Consider the following 15297-nt stretch of genomic DNA (forward strand, 5'->3'; position numbering starts at 1 on the left):
CTGCGTTCTGGCACGCCGATGTCGTCGCCGGGAATGCGGGCGATGCCAGGGCGCAGACGGCCAGCGCACGAAGCCCGGCCGCTACGACTCCCTTGCCGATCCCATCGCCTGGAATGGCCGCGATCCTGTGGCTTCGCATCGGTCCGGTCTTCCCTTGTGGCGCTAAACTCCGATGGACCACCGTGGCCTTGGCAGACCGAATGTCGCCGTTACCGCAAATGGTTAATCAAACCGTTCAGCAGGAGCAGCAACGCCCCAGCGGCGACAGCCGCGGCCGCGTCGTCCAGCATAATGCCGGCCCCACCCCTTACCTTGTCATGCATGATACGGATGGGCCAAGGCTTGAGGACGTCGAAAAACCGGAAAGCAAGGAAGCCTGCTGCCCACCAGAGTGGGTCGATCGGAAGCATGGAAAGTGTGGCGGCGGCGCCGAAGGTCTCATCGATGACGACGATCTGCGGATCCTCCGTCCCGGTACGGGAGATAACATGCGATGACGCCCATACGCCAACGGCGAACAGTGCCGCATAGGCAAGCACGGTCAGCCAAGGCGATGCAGGTATCAGAGCTGCAGCAACCGCCACTCCAACCATTGCGCCGACCGTGCCCGGCCATATTGGAGATAATCCCGCGCCAAGAGAGGTCGCGAGCAGGTAGGCAAACTTGGGTGAAAATTTATGCATCGAGTTTCGGCCGGCTTCCGACGGATGGCAAGCAATCATAGTCACATCGTTCGGGTGCGGCCGCCAGACCGCCGGCCGATTTGCTCCGTCAGCTTGGCGAGCGCCTTATTCCGCCGGCCGCATTCGTCGAAAGAAATCGCTGTTGCGGCGAGTTGAGAATGTTGCTGAGCCCGGTCTCGGCCCGCTTTGACCAATTGGAACGTTAGCGACGGTGGAACAAACCCGCAAATTGCTGGTAAAGCTCGGTGAAACGACATCATCAGAGGAGCCGCCATGATCGCCGGTCTCATGAAAAGTCGCATCGACCCGCTATGGGAGCAGGCCGCCTCTCCGCTGATCGGGATCGGCATGACGCCGAACCAGGTTACGGCTAGCGGGCTCGTGCTCGTCGCTTTGTCCTCGGCCGCCTATGTCTATCACCATTCAAGTCTTGCCTTTGGCCTTTGCCTGGCGTTTGCCTTCACCTTCGATGCGCTGGACGGTGCGGTAGCCCGCCGGACAAATATGAGCACCAAGGCCGGTGGCTATTTCGATGCCGTCGTCGACCGTTATCAGGAATTGGCCGTCTTTGCGGCAATCGGCTGGGTCGCCGATCTGTGGGCGATCGCAATGTTCGCGTTCGCCGGCGGGATCCTGACCAGTTACGCCAAGGCGCGGACGGCGCTGGAAATCCCTGTGGAAAACCACGGTTGGCCGGATTTCTTCGAGCGGATGGAACGACTGGTTTTCATTTGCGTGCTGCTCGCCACGGACGGAGTCGCGACCGCCATGGGCGCGGCTTCGCCCTGGATTCTGGCGGGTGGGTTCGCGCTGTACGCAGTGCTGGCCAACGCCACAGCGCTGCAACGGATCAGTCGCGCATTTGCGATGCTGAAACGAGCCGACGGGAAGCAGCCGTGAGACCGCTAGAACGCGAGCATCGTATCGACCGCCGTGGGTTTTTCCAACAAAGTCGCGCGTCAGCGCCAGCCCAAGCCAGGGGCGACATGGGTCAGGATCGCCTCGATGACATGGGCATTGTAGTCGACGCCGAGCTGGTTGGGGACGGTAAGCAGCAGCGTATCGGCCTCGGCGATGGCTTCGTCGCCCTTTAGCTGCTCGATCAGGACGTCCGGTTCGGCGGCATAGGAGCGGCCGAACACCGCGCGTCTGTCTGCCTCGATGTAACCGAAATGATCTCCGCTCTGGTTGCCGCCGAAATAGGCCCGGTCGCGATCGTCGACCAGCGCAAAAATGCTCCGGCTCACCGACACCCGCGGCTCGCGCGTGTGTCCGGCCGCCTTCCAGGCCTCACGAAAAGCCCTGATCTGTTCGGCCTGCTGGATGTGAAACGGCTTTCCGCCTTCGTCGAATTTGAGCGTGGAACTCTGCAGGTTCATCCCCAGCTTCGCCGCCCATTCGGCGGTGGCGTTTGTGGCGGCGCCCCACCAGATGCGCTCGCGCAGGCCCTCCGAGTGCGGCTCGACGCGAAGCAGGCCAGGCGGGTTGGGAAACATCGGCCGCGGGTTGGGCTGCGCAAAGCCTTTGCCCAGCAACACTTCGAGCAGCACTCCGGTGTGTCTGCGGGCCATGTCGGCATCGCTCTCGCCCTCTTGCGGGGCGTAGCCGAAGTAGCGCCATCCCTCGATCACCTGCTCCGGCGAGCCGCGGCTGATGCCCAGCTGCAGACGCCCTCCGGCGATTAGGTCGGCGGCGCCGGCGTCCTCGGCCATGTAGAGCGGGTTCTCATAGCGCATGTCGATCACCGCCGTGCCGATCTCGATTCGGCTGGTCTTCGCCCCAACCGCTGCCAGCAGCGGGAAGGGCGAGGCGAGCTGGCGCGCGAAGTGATGCACGCGGAAATACGCGCCGTCCGCACCCAATTCCTCGGCCGCGACGGCCAGCTCGACGGACTGCAAAAGCGCGTCGGCTGCCGTCCGCGTCTGCGATTGCGGCGAGGGCGTCCAATGCCCGAACGAGAGGAAACCAATCTTCTTCATGAAAATAGCCAGCCTAGAGGGAAAACAGGTGCAGACTATGCTTCGGCGCAGAGCAAAGCATCCCGAAATCGGAACCGACCGCCCCAGTTTGAGGTGAACGGTCCGTTGTTGATCAGCGATGCCGTCAATGGCGAGCCTGTTGCCGGCGCCGCATCTAGGAAGGTGCCGCGAACGCGAGCACTATCGCGATGAGGATCAACAGCGGCCCCATCCATTTAAAATGGGTTCCAAAGTTGGTCCACCATGCCTGCTGTTGGCCCGGGCGAGCTTGAGAGGGGTCCGAGAAAAATCCGAAGCCGACGCCAGCCATCCACAACCCGGCGCAGAACATGATGAACTCGTCGATGTATTCCGCGACCACGCTTCGAAACTTTCGAATTTATGCCGCCGCTACATGCGCCGAATTCGAGCCGATATAGTTACGGATTGTTTCGATGATCCGGTCCTGGTCAGCCTCGCTCAGATAGGGATGCATCGGCAGGCACAGGATGCGCTTCGGCAGCTCTTCCGAAACGGCAAGGCCGGTCGGCGTGCGCGGATAATCGCGATAGGCAATCTGGCTGTGCAGCGGTTTCACATAGTAGATGACCGACGGAATGCCCTTTTCACCGAGATGTGCCTTGAGCCCGTCGCGTTTCGGCGTTTCGATGGCGTATTGCGCCCAGGCCGAGCGGCCGCCGCCCAGATTGCGCGCTGCCTTGACGATATCGCCGAGACCTTCGGCATAGCGATTGGCGACCGCTTGCCGCACCACCATCTCGTCTTCGAGAATGGCCAGCTTCTCTATCAGGATCGCCGCCTGCAGCGTGTCGAGCCGTGAATTGATGCCGACGCGGACATTGTCGTATTGCGTTTCGCCCTTTCCGTGAAAGGCGAACGAGCGCAGCTGTTCGGCCAGCGCATCGTCATTGGTGAACATCGCACCGCCGTCGCCATAGCAGCCGAGCGGCTTTGCCGGATAGAAGCTGGTCGAGCCGACGGTGCCGAACGAGCCGCACATCTTGCCGTGAGCCGAGCCGCCGGTCGCCTGCGCCGCATCCTCGATGACCATCAGGCCTTCGCGATCGGCGATGGCCATGATCGCCTCGTAATCGGCGGCGAGGCCGAACAGGTCGACGGGAATGATTGCCTTCGGCCTCAGCCGGCCCTCCGCCTTGATCATGGCGATTGCCGCCTCGAGGCTGGCGATGTCGATATTGTAGCTGTCGGCATCGACATCGACGAACACCGGTTCGGCCTTGGTCAGCGCCACCACTTCGGCCGTGGCGGCGAAGGTGAAGCTCGGCACGAACACCGCGTCGCCCGGGCCGATGCCGGCGGCAAACAGCGGCAGCAGCAGCGCATCGGTGCCGTTGGCGCAAGCGACCACATGCTTGGTGCCGATATAGGCGGCGAGCTTGTTTTCGAGTTCGGTGACCTGAGGTCCGAGAATATAGCGGCCTTCGTCGACAACCCGGTCGATTGCGGCTTTCAGCCTGTCGCGGATGCGTTCGCGCTGCGCGCCAAGATCGATAAACTGCATGTCGGCCTCAAACGGTTTTAGCCAGATAACCGGCCGCTGGTAGCAGACTTGGCACGGCCGAGAAAGCCGCAGGGCAAAACCCTGAATTGCTCAAGTGTCGCAGCCTGTTACCTCTGATTTCCGATCTGCCCTCTTAAACGCGGGGAAATCCGGGCTTCGGCCGGCCTGATACGGGCTTCGCATCCCGCCCGCCAGGCTGGACGAAACATAAAGTGATCGCCGGTGAGCAGTCCATGGGCTGCGCACCAGCCGGTCAAGCGAGTTCATGCCGCCATGGCGGATTGGCGCCGGCCCGCGATACCGTCACCGCCGCGGCCTTGGCGCCGAGCGTCAGCGCCTTTTGGATGGCGCCTTCCGGCAAACTGGAGATTGCCGTCTTCGAGAGCAGACCCTGTTCGTGCAAGGAGGCAAGAATGCCGGCATTGAATGTGTCGCCGGCGCCGACCGTATCGACCACCTCGATCTTGTCCGGCACGACGGTGACCCGGTGCTGGCTGCTGTAACCGACCGCGCCCTCGCTGCCGTGGGTGACGACGATCAGCTTCGGACCGCGGTCCAGCCAGTTGCGGACTACGTCCTCATGCGAGCCGGCTTCGCCGAACCAGTTCAGATCCTCGTCCGACAGTTTCACGATGTCGGCCATCGCCATCATGTTGCGGATGCGCCTGAGGTGCTTGGCCTTGTCGGGAATGAAGTTTGGCCGGATGTTGGGGTCGAGCATCATCACGCGGCGCTCATGCTCGCGTCGCATGAACTCTTCATAGGCCGACCCGGCCGGCTCCGAGATCAGGCTGATGGCGCCGAACAGCATGGCCTCGATCTCGCTGCCGAGTTCCGGCAAGTCCTCGATGGTCAGCATGCGCCCGGCGGTGTTCTCGTCGTAGAAGGTGTAGGTCGCCTGGCCGTTGTTGAGCCGCACGAAGGCGAGAGTAGTCGGACGCGGCGAGGTGTGCGCATAGGTGGAACTGACCTTGCTGGCCCCCAGCGCCTCCCTGAACTGCCCGCCGAACAGATCGGACGACAGGCCGGAGAAGAAGCCGGCCGGCGCTCCGAGCCGGCCGAGCGCAATGGCCGAGTTGAAGACGGCACCGCCGACATAGGGCGCAAAGGCCGGCTCGCCCTCCGTCGTGGTGCGCGGCAGCATGTCGATCAGGGCTTCGCCGCAGCAGAGAATCATGAAGTTTTGCTTTCCGGCGGATAGATCACGCCCTTGCGAATGATGATGTTGGCATAAAGCCGCGGCTCGCTTGTCGCGACGATCGCATGCGCGGCCTTGACCCGTGCATAGAAGTCGGCGCCGGCAAGCGCAACCACCGTGCGGCCCGGCGCACGCCTGGCGCAGATCGCTTCCATCTCATGGTGAACCGGATCGGCTAGCAGGGGATCGCCTTTGGCCGAGGCGCGAAACAGCGCGTGCGGCACGGCGTCGTCGACCGGCAATACGCTCAATACCGCATCGAGCACGGGGACGAGATGATGACCGTCGGCGCGGATCAACCGTTGTGCCTGTTGCTCGGCCGGGTAGTTGCCGTCGACCAGCGCGATCTCGTCGCCATGGCCCATTGCGCGCAATATCGCCAGAAGCTCCGGGCCGAGCAGCGCCGGGATGCCGATCAGCATGCTCAGAAGCTCCGGGAAATCGTGGTCGAGCCGATGAGGAAGCGCTCCGATAGCGGCAGGCTGGCACCACCCAGCGCCCGCGCATGGATGCCGACCGTTCCCTCGCGAACGGTCGGAAGCCGCAGGCCTTCGCCGTCGATCCTGCCGATTGCCTGGATGACCGCATCAACAAGCCGCCTGCGCACGGCAAGCGGCATCCATCCGTCGATCACCGCGGCTTCGAAATCGATGACGGAGGACGCCGCAACAATGGCATAGGCGAGCGCCTGCGAGGCGCTTGCGATCCAGTCGTCGAGCTCGGCGCCGATCTCGCCCCAGTCCTGTGGCGAGGTCCACAGATGCGACGCCTCGACGCCACGCGCGTTGAGCGCCTTTTCCAGCGTGGCGATCGAGGCCACGTCGATCAATTGCGTCGGCTTGCCGTCCGGCCCGGGCACCGGCATCGAGCCCAGCGCGCCGGCATTGCCGGTTGGGCCGCCAAAAAGCCGGCCGTTCAGCACGATGCCGCCGCCGGCAAAGGCGCCGATGTAGAAATAGACGAAATCGCGCGCCGCACCCGCCGCCTGGCCAAACACGAGCTCCGCGCCGCAGGCCGAGGTGGCATCGTTCTGCAGATAGACTGGAAATTCGCATTGCGCCTGGATGTCGGCGCGAATATCGCGATGGCGCCATTCGTCCATTATTTCGAGCGGCGCGCCGGCGGTGTCGGCCCAGTTCCACAGTTCGAACGGCATGGCGATGCCAAGCCCGGCGATGCGTTTGTCCTGCGCCGGGGTGAGTTCGCCGCGCATCTTCTTCATGCCGCTCGTGACGAATTCCACCGTCTCGCGCGGCGCCGGATAGCGGTAGGAATGCTGCAGCATCGAGCGTACGTTGCCGAGGAAATCGATCAGCACCAGTTCGGCGCTGCGGCGGCCGATCTTCAGGCCGATGAAATAGGCGCCGTCGGGATTGAGCGCCATGGGTATGGAAGGCTGGCCGATCTTGCCGCGCAACGGCGCCTGGCGGACGAGCAGGTCGTCCTCCTCCAGCTCGCGCATTATGACCGAGACCGTCTGCGCCGAAAGGCCCGTCATGCGCGCAATGTCGGATTTGGCCAGGCTGCCGTGCTGACGCACCAGCGACAGCACCAGCCGCTCATTGTGGTCCCGCATGCCGCTTTGATTGGTGCCGCGGTGCAGACGGCTTTCGGCCGCATCGGGCGAGCCGTGCCTCGTAATGCCGGTCTCCACCCTGTTCCTCCCGTCGGTTCCCCTCAATGCTTTTGGTCTAGAGTGAGTGAACAATCCTGCGTTGTCAATAATAAATAAGAGTGATTTAATTATTGACAGTGCTGGCGGACTGGTGTCTCTTGCGATCGGCGTCGACACTGGGAGATTTCGTCGGACGCGCTGCAGATGCCGGTTGGCCGGCATCCTAAATGGTTCCATGGGAGGAAAATCGTGACCACGTCAAAACTGTTGAAATCCACCGTGTTTGCCGCGGCCGGACTGAGCCTGATGGCCTTTGCGTCGACGGCATCGGCCGCCGGGGTCGGCGCCTGCTTGATCACCAAGACCGACACCAATCCCTTCTTCGTCAAGATGAAGGAAGGTGCGACGGCCAAGGCCAAGGAGCTTGGCGTCGATCTCAAGACTTACGCGGGCAAGATCGACGGCGACAGCGAGAGCCAGGTGGCTGCAATCGAGAGCTGTATCGCCGACGGCGCCAAGGGTATCCTCATCACCGCGTCCGACACCAAGGGCATCGTGCCGACCGTGAAGAAAGCGCGGGACGCCGGGCTGTTGGTGATCGCGCTCGACACCCCGCTTGATCCGATCGATGCGGCTGACGCGACCTTCGCGACCGACAATCTGGAAGCCGGCAAGCTGATCGGCGCATGGGCCGCCGCGACGCTTGGCGACAAGGCCAAGGATGCCAAGATCGGCTTCCTCGACCTGACGCCGTCGCAGCCCACGGTGGATGTGCTGCGCGACCAGGGTTTCATGACGGGCTACGGCATAGACGTGAAGGACCCCAACAAGATCGGCGACGAGGACGATCCGCGCATCGTTGGCCACGACGTGACGAACGGCAATGAAGAGGGTGGTCGCAAGGCGATGGAGAACCTTCTGCAGAAGGATAACACCATCAACGTCATCCACACCATCAACGAGCCCGCAGCTGTCGGCGCCTACCAGGCGCTCAAGGCCGTCGGTCTCGAAAGCCAGGTGCTGATCGTCTCGGTCGACGGTGGCTGCCCCGGCGTGAAATCGGTGGCCGAAGGCGTGATCGGCGCTACCTCGCAGCAATATCCGCTCCAAATGGCGGCGCTCGGCATCGAGGCGATCGCCACTTTCGCCAAGGACGGGACGAAGCCGAAGCCGACCGAAGGCAAGAACTTCTTCGATACCGGCGTCAACCTAGTCACCGACAAGCCCGCCAACGGTGTGAAGTCCATCGACACCAAGGAAGGCCTCGCCAAGTGCTGGGGCTGAGCCTGGCCTGACCGGCAACAGATCGCGGTCGGCCGGGGCTTGATCCCCGGCCGCTCCGGGTGGACGATGTGCCGATCTAAACGCAAATAGTGCCGGCGGCAGACCGGAAGGCGTGGATGGCGTCGGCGGTTGGCCGAAGCCCAGGGGAGGAAACATGGCTCAAGCACAAGAATTCGAAAAAGTTCTATCGAGCAGCGACACAAGCGTCGCCGCGTTCGACGAGCATAAATCGGCCGTCAAGCGTGCCCAGCATTTCCTGCATTCCACGCCGGCAGCGGTGCCGCTCATCGTGCTGGTTCTGGCGATCATTATTTTTGGCATCACCATCGGCGGGCGTTTTTTTTCATCCTATACGCTGACGCTGATCCTTCAGCAGATCGCGATTGTCGGCATTCTGGGCGCCGCGCAGACGCTGGTGATCCTGACCGCCGGCATCGACCTGTCGATTGGCGTGATCATGGTGATTTCGGCTGTGATCATGGGCAATTGCGCGGTCAGCTACGGTATGCCGGCCGTGCTCGCGGTGGCGATCGGGCTTCTCGCCGGTGGCGCATGCGGCCTGCTCAACGGTGTGCTGGTCGCCTACATGAAGCTGCCGCCCTTCATCGTGACGCTCGGCACCTGGAACATCGTCATGGCCACCAATTTCATCTATTCGGCCAATGAGACGATCCGCGACACCGACGTCGACGTCCAGGCGCCTCTGCTGCACCTGTTTGCCCTCAGCTTTAAGGTCGGCACGGCCGTGTTGACGCTTGGCGTCATTGCCATGGTCGTTCTCGTGTTGGTCCTCTGGTACGTGCTCAACCACACCGCGTGGGGCCGCCATGTCTACGCGGTCGGCGACGATCAGGAGGCTGCGAAACTGTCGGGCATCCAGACGAAGAAGGTGCTGATGACCGTCTATGCCCTTGCCGGGCTGATCGCCGCCTTCGCAGCCTGGGTCTCCATCGGCCGCAATGGCTCGATCTCTCCTTCCGCCGCGGTCACCGACTACAATCTTCAGGCCATCACCGCGACGGTGATCGGCGGTATTTCTCTGTTCGGCGGGCGCGGCTCGATCCTCGGCACGCTGTTCGGCGCCATGATCGTCGGCGTCGTCTCGATGGGCCTCAACATGCTGGGCGCCGACCCGCAGTGGAAGGTGCTGCTCACCGGCGTGCTGATCATCGGCGCCGTGGCGATCGATCAATGGATCAGAAAGGTTTCGGCATAGCCATGACCCAGGAACCCATCCTCATCGCGCGCGGTCTGGTCAAGCGCTATGGCCGCGTCACCGCCCTCGACAACGCCGATTTCGACCTCTATCCGGGCGAAATCCTTGCCGTCATTGGCGACAACGGCGCCGGCAAGTCGTCGCTTATCAAGGCGATTTCCGGCGCGGTCGTGCCCGACGAAGGTGAGATACGACTTGAAGGCAAGCCCGTTGCGTTCAAGTCGCCGATGGAGGCCCGGGAGGCCGGCATCGAGACGGTCTATCAGAACCTGGCTCTGTCGCCGGCGCTGTCTATCGCCGACAACATGTTCCTCGGCCGGGAGATCCGCAAGCCGGGGTTCCTCGGCGAATGGCTGCGCATGCTCGACCGCCCGGCGATGGAAAAGCGCGCCCGCGACAAGCTCACGGAGCTTGGCCTGATGACCATCCAGAACATCAGCCAGGCCGTGGAAACGCTTTCCGGCGGCCAGCGTCAGGGCGTGGCGGTGGCGCGCGCCGCCGCCTTTGGCAGCCGGGTGGTGATCATGGATGAGCCGACGGCCGCGCTCGGCGTCAAGGAGAGCCGCCGCGTCCTCGAACTGATCCTCGACGTGAAGAAGCGAGGCCTGCCGATCGTGCTGATTTCACACAACATGCCGCATGTTTTCGAGGTGGCGGACCGCATCCACATTCACCGGCTCGGCCGTCGCCTGTGCGTCATCGATCCGAAGCAGTATACGATGTCCGACGCGGTCGCCTTCATGACCGGCGCCAAGGTGCCGCCGGAAGCGGCGCTGGCGGCTTGAGCAAGAACTTGAGGCCCATCGCCGAGGGCCCAAACGCGCTGTTTCCAAATGCCAAATTGCCGCAGGGCAACCCGGCTTGCGATCACCCGAATCAATTGAACATCCGGTGGGATGCACTAGCATTGGCAGAGATGGTGAAAGCCGCATGATCCTGGCAACGTCACGAGAGGCAGCATGACGCGCGCGATGACAACCGAAGCTCCTCTGCCCACGCTCAAAAACCCGGATCCCAAGACGCTCGCCGAGGAAGTCTTGCAAGCCCTCAAATACAGGGTCGGCAAGGGCACCAACGTTGCAACCCAGTACGATTGGCTCACCGCCTCAATCAAGGTTGTACGCGACCGCATAGTCGATCACTGGATGCAGGCGACCCAAGAGGCCTACGCCCAGCAGGAAAAGCGCGTCTACTACCTGTCACTGGAATTCCTCATCGGCCGCCTGATGCGCGATGCCTTCTCCAATCTCGGCCTGATGGACAATATGCGCGAGGCGCTGTCGTCGCTTGGCGTCGACCTCGACATCATTGCTACGCTCGAACCGGACGCTGCCCTTGGCAATGGCGGTCTGGGCCGGCTCGCCGCCTGCTTCATGGAAAGCATGGCGACCGTCAATATCCCCGCGCATGGCTACGGCATCCGCTACGCCAACGGCATGTTTCGGCAGGAGATCCATGACGGCTGGCAGGTGGAGCTGCCCGAGACATGGCTCGATCACGGCAATCCCTGGGAGTTCGAGCGCCGCGAACGCTCCTTCGAGGTCGGCTTCGGCGGCTCGGTGGAATCGGTCACGTCGAACGACGGCCGGCTCGAGCGCCACGTCTGGAAGCCGACCGAACATGTTCTGGCAGTCGCCTATGATACGCCGGTTGTCGGCTGGCGGGCCAACCGCGTCAACACGCTGCGTCTGTGGTCCGGCATGCCGGTCGACCCGATCCTGCTCGACAAATTCAACGCCGGCGATCACATCGGCGCGCTCGCCGAAAGCAACAAGGCCGATGCGTTGTCGCGCGTCCTTTACCCGGCCGATTCCCACAAGGCCGGCCAGGAGCTGCGGCTCAGGCAGGAGTATTTCTTCTCCACCGCCTCGCTGCAGGACATCGTCCAGCGTCATCTCAGCCAGTATGGCGACCTGCAATCGCTGCCCGACAAAGCGGCGATCCATCTCAACGACACCCATCCGGCGATCGCCGTAGCCGAGCTGATGCGCCTGTTGATGGATGTCCACGGCATGGATTTCGACCAGGCCTGGAGCATCACCAAGCGCACCTTCGGCTACACCAACCACACGCTGCTTCCCGAAGCGCTGGAAAGCTGGCCGGTGCCGCTGTTCGAGCGGCTGTTGCCGCGCCACATGCAGATCGTTTACGCCATCAACGCCGAAGTGCTGCTCGAGGCGCGCGCCTCCGACCAGTTCTCGGACGAGCAGATCAGCCGCATCTCGCTGATCCAGGAAAATGGCGATCGCCGCGTGCGCATGGGCAATCTGGCCTTTGTCGGCTCGCACTCGATCAACGGCGTCTCTGCCCTGCACACGGAATTGATGAAGGAGACGGTGTTTGCCGACCTCCACAGGCTCTACCCGGATCGCATCAACAACAAGACCAACGGGATCACACCGCGGCGCTGGCTGATACAGTGCAATCCCGGCCTCACTGCACTCACCCGAGAGGCGATTGGCGACGGCTTCCTCGACGACATCGACGAGATAAAGCGGCTTGATCCTTTCGCTGAGGACGCCGCCTTCCGCGACAAGTTCGCCGCCGTCAAACGGGCGAACAAGGCGAGGCTTGCCAAGCTCGTTGCCGACCGGCTCGGCATCAAGGTCGACCCATCGGCGCTGTTCGACATCCAGGTCAAGCGCATCCACGAATACAAGCGCCAGCTCTTGAACATTCTCGAAGCGGTCGCGCTTTACGACCAGATCCGCTCGCATCCGGAGCGCGACTGGATGCCTCGCGTCAAATTCTTCGGCGGCAAGGCGGCGCCCAGCTATCACAACGCCAAGCTGATCATCAAACTTGCCAATGACGTCGCCCGGGTCATCAACCGCGACCCGGCGGTGCGCGGCTTGCTGAAAGTGGTGTTCGTGCCGAACTACAATGTCAGCCTTGCCGAGATCATGATGCCGGCCGCCGATCTTTCGGAGCAGATATCGACCGCCGGCATGGAAGCGTCCGGCACCGGCAACATGAAGTTCGCGCTGAACGGCGCGCTGACCATCGGCACGCTCGACGGCGCCAATGTCGAGATCAAGGAATGCGTGGGCGACGACAATATCTTCATCTTCGGCCTGACCACCGATGAGGTCGCCGAACGACGCAACAATGGTTACGATCCGCGCGCTGTGATCGAGGGATCGCCTGAATTGGCGCAGGCGCTGGCCGCGGTTTCATCCGGAGTCTTTTCACCTGACGATCCGGATCGTTATCGCGACCTGATCAACGGTCTTTACCAGAGCGACTGGTTCATGGTCGCCGCGGATTTCGATGCCTACGCCGCCACACAGCGCGACGTCGATGCCGTCTGGCGCAACAGCCCGGACTGGTACGCCAGAGCCATCCGCAATGTCGCGCGCGTCGGCTGGTTCTCGTCCGATCGAACGATCCGCCAATATGCGAAAGACATATGGCACGTGCCCGCCTGATATGATTGCATGAGGCCACGAACAATGTGGTCCTAGTGGAGTGGATTTGACCCTCGCATCCCTTGGAGGGTTAGGCGGCATGCGAATGTCGAATTCAAAACTCCACTAGAAACATACACTTGGTGCCCGGGGAGGGTCACTGCCTGATGAGCAAGCCGCGCGCGACCGTTGCGACAAGCGGGCCGGACGGACTGGCGCCAGCCGGCGATGTCGCGGCGATTGTCGCCGGCACGCACGGCGATCCGTTTGCCGTGCTTGGCGTGCATGAGGCGGGAAAGGGCTTTGTCGCCCGCTGCTTCGTCCCTCATGCCGAGTTCGTCACCGCCTATACGCTGACCGGCAAGAAGGCCGGCGAGCTGTCGAGACGCGACGACCGCGGTTTCTTCGAAGGCAAACTGTCGCTGCGCAAACGCCAGCCGCTGCGCTATCACGCCAGGAATTCCGGCGGTGACTGGTGGCTGACCGATCCATATTCCTTCGGTCCCGTGCTCGGCCCGATGGACGATTATTACATCGCCGAAGGGTCGCATCTCAGGCTGTTCGACAAGCTCGGCGCCCATCTCATCGACCATGAAGGTGCATCGGGTGTGCATTTTGCGGTGTGGGCGCCCAATGCAAGGCGCGTCTCGGTGGTCGGCGACTTCAACGAGTGGGACGGCCGCAGGCATACCATGCGCGTCCGCCGCGACACCGGCATCTGGGAGCTGTTCATTCCCGACATCGGCGCAGGCCGCCCATATAAGTATGAAATCATCGGGCCGGATGGCGTGAGATTGCCGCTCAAAGCCGATCCGTTCGCCTTCAAGTCCGAACTGCGCCCGGCCACCGCCTCGGTGACGGCACTGCCGCCGGCGCATGAATGGGGTGACGAGGCGCACCGGAACTACTGGCGCAATGCCGACCACAGGCGCGAGGCCGTATCGATCTACGAGGTCCATGCCGGGTCATGGCGGCTTCACGACGACGGCAGCTTCCTGTCGTGGGATGAGCTCGCCGACAGGCTGATCCCTTACGTGGTCGAGAGCGGTTTTACCCACATCGAATTCATGCCGATCTCCGAACACCCTTATGACCCGTCCTGGGGCTACCAGACGACGGGTCTTTATGCGCCGACTGCCCGCTTTGGCGATCCGGACGGTTTTGCCCGCTTCGTCGACGGCGCCCACCGTGCAGGCATCGGCGTCATCCTCGACTGGGTCCCGGCGCATTTCCCGGTTGACGAACACGGTCTGGCAAAGTTCGACGGTACCGCGCTCTACGAACATGCCGATCCGCGCAAGGGCTTCCATCCCGACTGGAACACCGCGATCTATAATTTTGGGCGCCGCGAAGTGATTTCGTTCCTGGTCAACAATGCGCTGTTCTGGGCCGAGAAATATCACGTCGACGGACTGCGCGTCGATGCGGTCGCCTCGATGCTTTATCTCGATTATTCTCGCAAGGCCGGTGAATGGATTCCCAACGAGAAGGGCGGGCGGGAGAACCTCGAAGCGGTCAGCTTCCTGCAGCGTATGAACAAGGAGGTCTACGGCCACCATCCAGGTGTGATGACCATCGCCGAGGAATCGACCTCGTGGCCGAAAGTCTCGCAGCCGGTGCATGAAGGCGGACTGGGCTTCGGTTTTAAATGGAACATGGGCTTCATGCATGACACTTTGGAGTATTTCTCCAAGGAGCCGATCTTCCGCAAGCATCACCACAACGACATCACCTTCGGTCTGGTCTACGCCTTCAGCGAGAATTTCGTGCTGCCGCTGTCCCATGACGAAGTGGTGCACGGCAAGGGCACGCTGCTCAACAAGATGGCCGGCGACGACTGGCAGAAATTCGCGACGCTGCGCGCCTATTACGCGTTCATGTGGGGTTATCCCGGCAAGAAGCTGTTGTTCATGGGCCAGGAGTTCGCACAGCGCCGCGAGTGGAGCGAGGGGCGGGCGCTCGACTGGAACCTGCTCGATTTCCGGCTCCACCGCGGCGTCTGGCAGACGGTGCGCGATCTCAACTATCTCTACCGCTCGCGCCCCGCGCTGCATGCCCGCGACTGCGAGCCGGAGGGCTTTTCCTGGCTGATCGTCGACGACAGCGCGAACTCAGTATTTGCCTGGCTGCGCAGCGCGCCGGGCGGCAACCCGATCGCGGTCATTTCCAACTTCACGCCGGTGCCGCGCGACAATTACCGCGTGCCGTTGCCGCACGCCGGAAAATGGCGCGAGATCATCAACACCGATGCCACGGATTATGGCGGTTCCGGCAAGGGCAATAGCGGCGGCGTCGAGGCTCAGGCGGAAGGAGGAGGCATTTCGGCGACGATGCTTTTGCCGCCGCTGTCGACGATCATGCTCGAATTCGTCCCGGACTGAGCTATGTCTGGA

At 62.6% G+C, this 15297-nt stretch carries 13 protein-coding genes; 6 read left to right on the plus strand and 7 right to left on the minus strand.

Annotated elements, in window-relative coordinates; all coding sequences use genetic code 11:
- Positions 1 to 209: 209 nt before the first annotated feature.
- Positions 210 to 683, minus strand: a complete 474-nt coding sequence (locus tag NKI25_RS15705; RefSeq protein WP_352591507.1) for a phosphatidylglycerophosphatase A family protein — start codon at positions 681 to 683, stop codon at positions 210 to 212.
- A 273-nt stretch (positions 684 to 956) separates the two neighbouring features.
- Here NKI25_RS15705 and NKI25_RS15710 point away from each other — a divergent pair, with 273 nt between their 5' ends.
- Positions 957 to 1583, plus strand: a complete 627-nt coding sequence (locus tag NKI25_RS15710) for a CDP-alcohol phosphatidyltransferase family protein (protein WP_352591510.1) — start codon at positions 957 to 959, stop codon at positions 1581 to 1583.
- A gap of 59 nt (positions 1584 to 1642) precedes the next feature.
- On the opposite strand, the gene NKI25_RS15715 is transcribed toward NKI25_RS15710, so the two are convergent.
- From NKI25_RS15715 to NKI25_RS15740, 6 genes are all read right to left on the minus strand, one after another.
- Positions 1643 to 2662, minus strand: coding sequence for an LLM class flavin-dependent oxidoreductase (locus NKI25_RS15715; RefSeq protein WP_352591513.1), 1020 nt, complete (start codon positions 2660 to 2662; stop codon positions 1643 to 1645).
- A gap of 154 nt (positions 2663 to 2816) precedes the next feature.
- Entirely contained in the window at positions 2817 to 3023 is a 207-nt protein-coding gene (locus tag NKI25_RS15720) for a hypothetical protein (RefSeq protein ID WP_352591516.1), read from the minus strand.
- An 18-nt stretch (positions 3024 to 3041) separates the two neighbouring features.
- The gene (locus tag NKI25_RS15725; protein WP_352591519.1) at positions 3042 to 4184 is read right to left on the minus strand and encodes a DegT/DnrJ/EryC1/StrS family aminotransferase; all 1143 of its coding nucleotides are present in this window, start codon (positions 4182 to 4184) and stop codon (positions 3042 to 3044) included.
- Between the two features lie 253 nt (positions 4185 to 4437).
- The gene (locus NKI25_RS15730; protein ID WP_352591522.1) at positions 4438 to 5361 is read right to left on the minus strand and encodes a carbohydrate kinase family protein; all 924 of its coding nucleotides are present in this window, start codon (positions 5359 to 5361) and stop codon (positions 4438 to 4440) included.
- Positions 5358 to 5804 (minus strand): RbsD/FucU family protein, encoded by a 447-nt coding sequence (locus tag NKI25_RS15735; RefSeq protein WP_352591525.1) that lies wholly within the window; start codon positions 5802 to 5804, stop codon positions 5358 to 5360. The genes NKI25_RS15730 and NKI25_RS15735 overlap by 4 nt, the downstream gene beginning before the upstream one ends.
- A gap of 2 nt (positions 5805 to 5806) precedes the next feature.
- Positions 5807 to 7036 (minus strand): ROK family transcriptional regulator, encoded by a 1230-nt coding sequence (locus NKI25_RS15740; RefSeq protein ID WP_352591528.1) that lies wholly within the window; start codon positions 7034 to 7036, stop codon positions 5807 to 5809.
- A gap of 267 nt (positions 7037 to 7303) precedes the next feature.
- On the opposite strand from NKI25_RS15740, the gene NKI25_RS15745 reads away from it, so the two are divergent.
- The 5 genes from NKI25_RS15745 (at position 7304) to glgB (ending at position 15285) form a co-directional block, all read left to right on the plus strand.
- A complete protein-coding gene (locus NKI25_RS15745; RefSeq protein WP_502896960.1) occupies positions 7304 to 8281 on the plus strand; it encodes a sugar ABC transporter substrate-binding protein in 978 nt (325 codons plus the stop codon).
- Between the two features lie 154 nt (positions 8282 to 8435).
- Entirely contained in the window at positions 8436 to 9497 is a 1062-nt protein-coding gene (locus tag NKI25_RS15750) for an ABC transporter permease (RefSeq protein WP_292653631.1), read from the plus strand.
- Between the two features lie 2 nt (positions 9498 to 9499).
- Positions 9500 to 10282 carry an ATP-binding cassette domain-containing protein gene (locus NKI25_RS15755; protein WP_352470952.1) on the plus strand — a complete coding sequence of 261 codons (783 nt, stop codon included), beginning with the start codon at positions 9500 to 9502 and terminating at the stop codon, positions 10280 to 10282.
- A gap of 174 nt (positions 10283 to 10456) precedes the next feature.
- Positions 10457 to 12925 (plus strand): glycogen/starch/alpha-glucan phosphorylase, encoded by a 2469-nt coding sequence (locus NKI25_RS15760; protein WP_352591532.1) that lies wholly within the window; start codon positions 10457 to 10459, stop codon positions 12923 to 12925.
- Positions 12926 to 13071: 146 nt separating this feature from the next.
- Positions 13072 to 15285: a 1,4-alpha-glucan branching protein GlgB gene (gene glgB, locus NKI25_RS15765; protein WP_352591535.1), complete on the plus strand. Its 2214-nt coding sequence runs from the start codon at positions 13072 to 13074 to the stop codon at positions 15283 to 15285.
- Positions 15286 to 15297: the final 12 nt, after the last annotated feature.

This window comes from Mesorhizobium sp. M0808, from assembly GCF_040320025.1.
GTDB lineage: Bacteria > Pseudomonadota > Alphaproteobacteria > Rhizobiales > Rhizobiaceae > Mesorhizobium.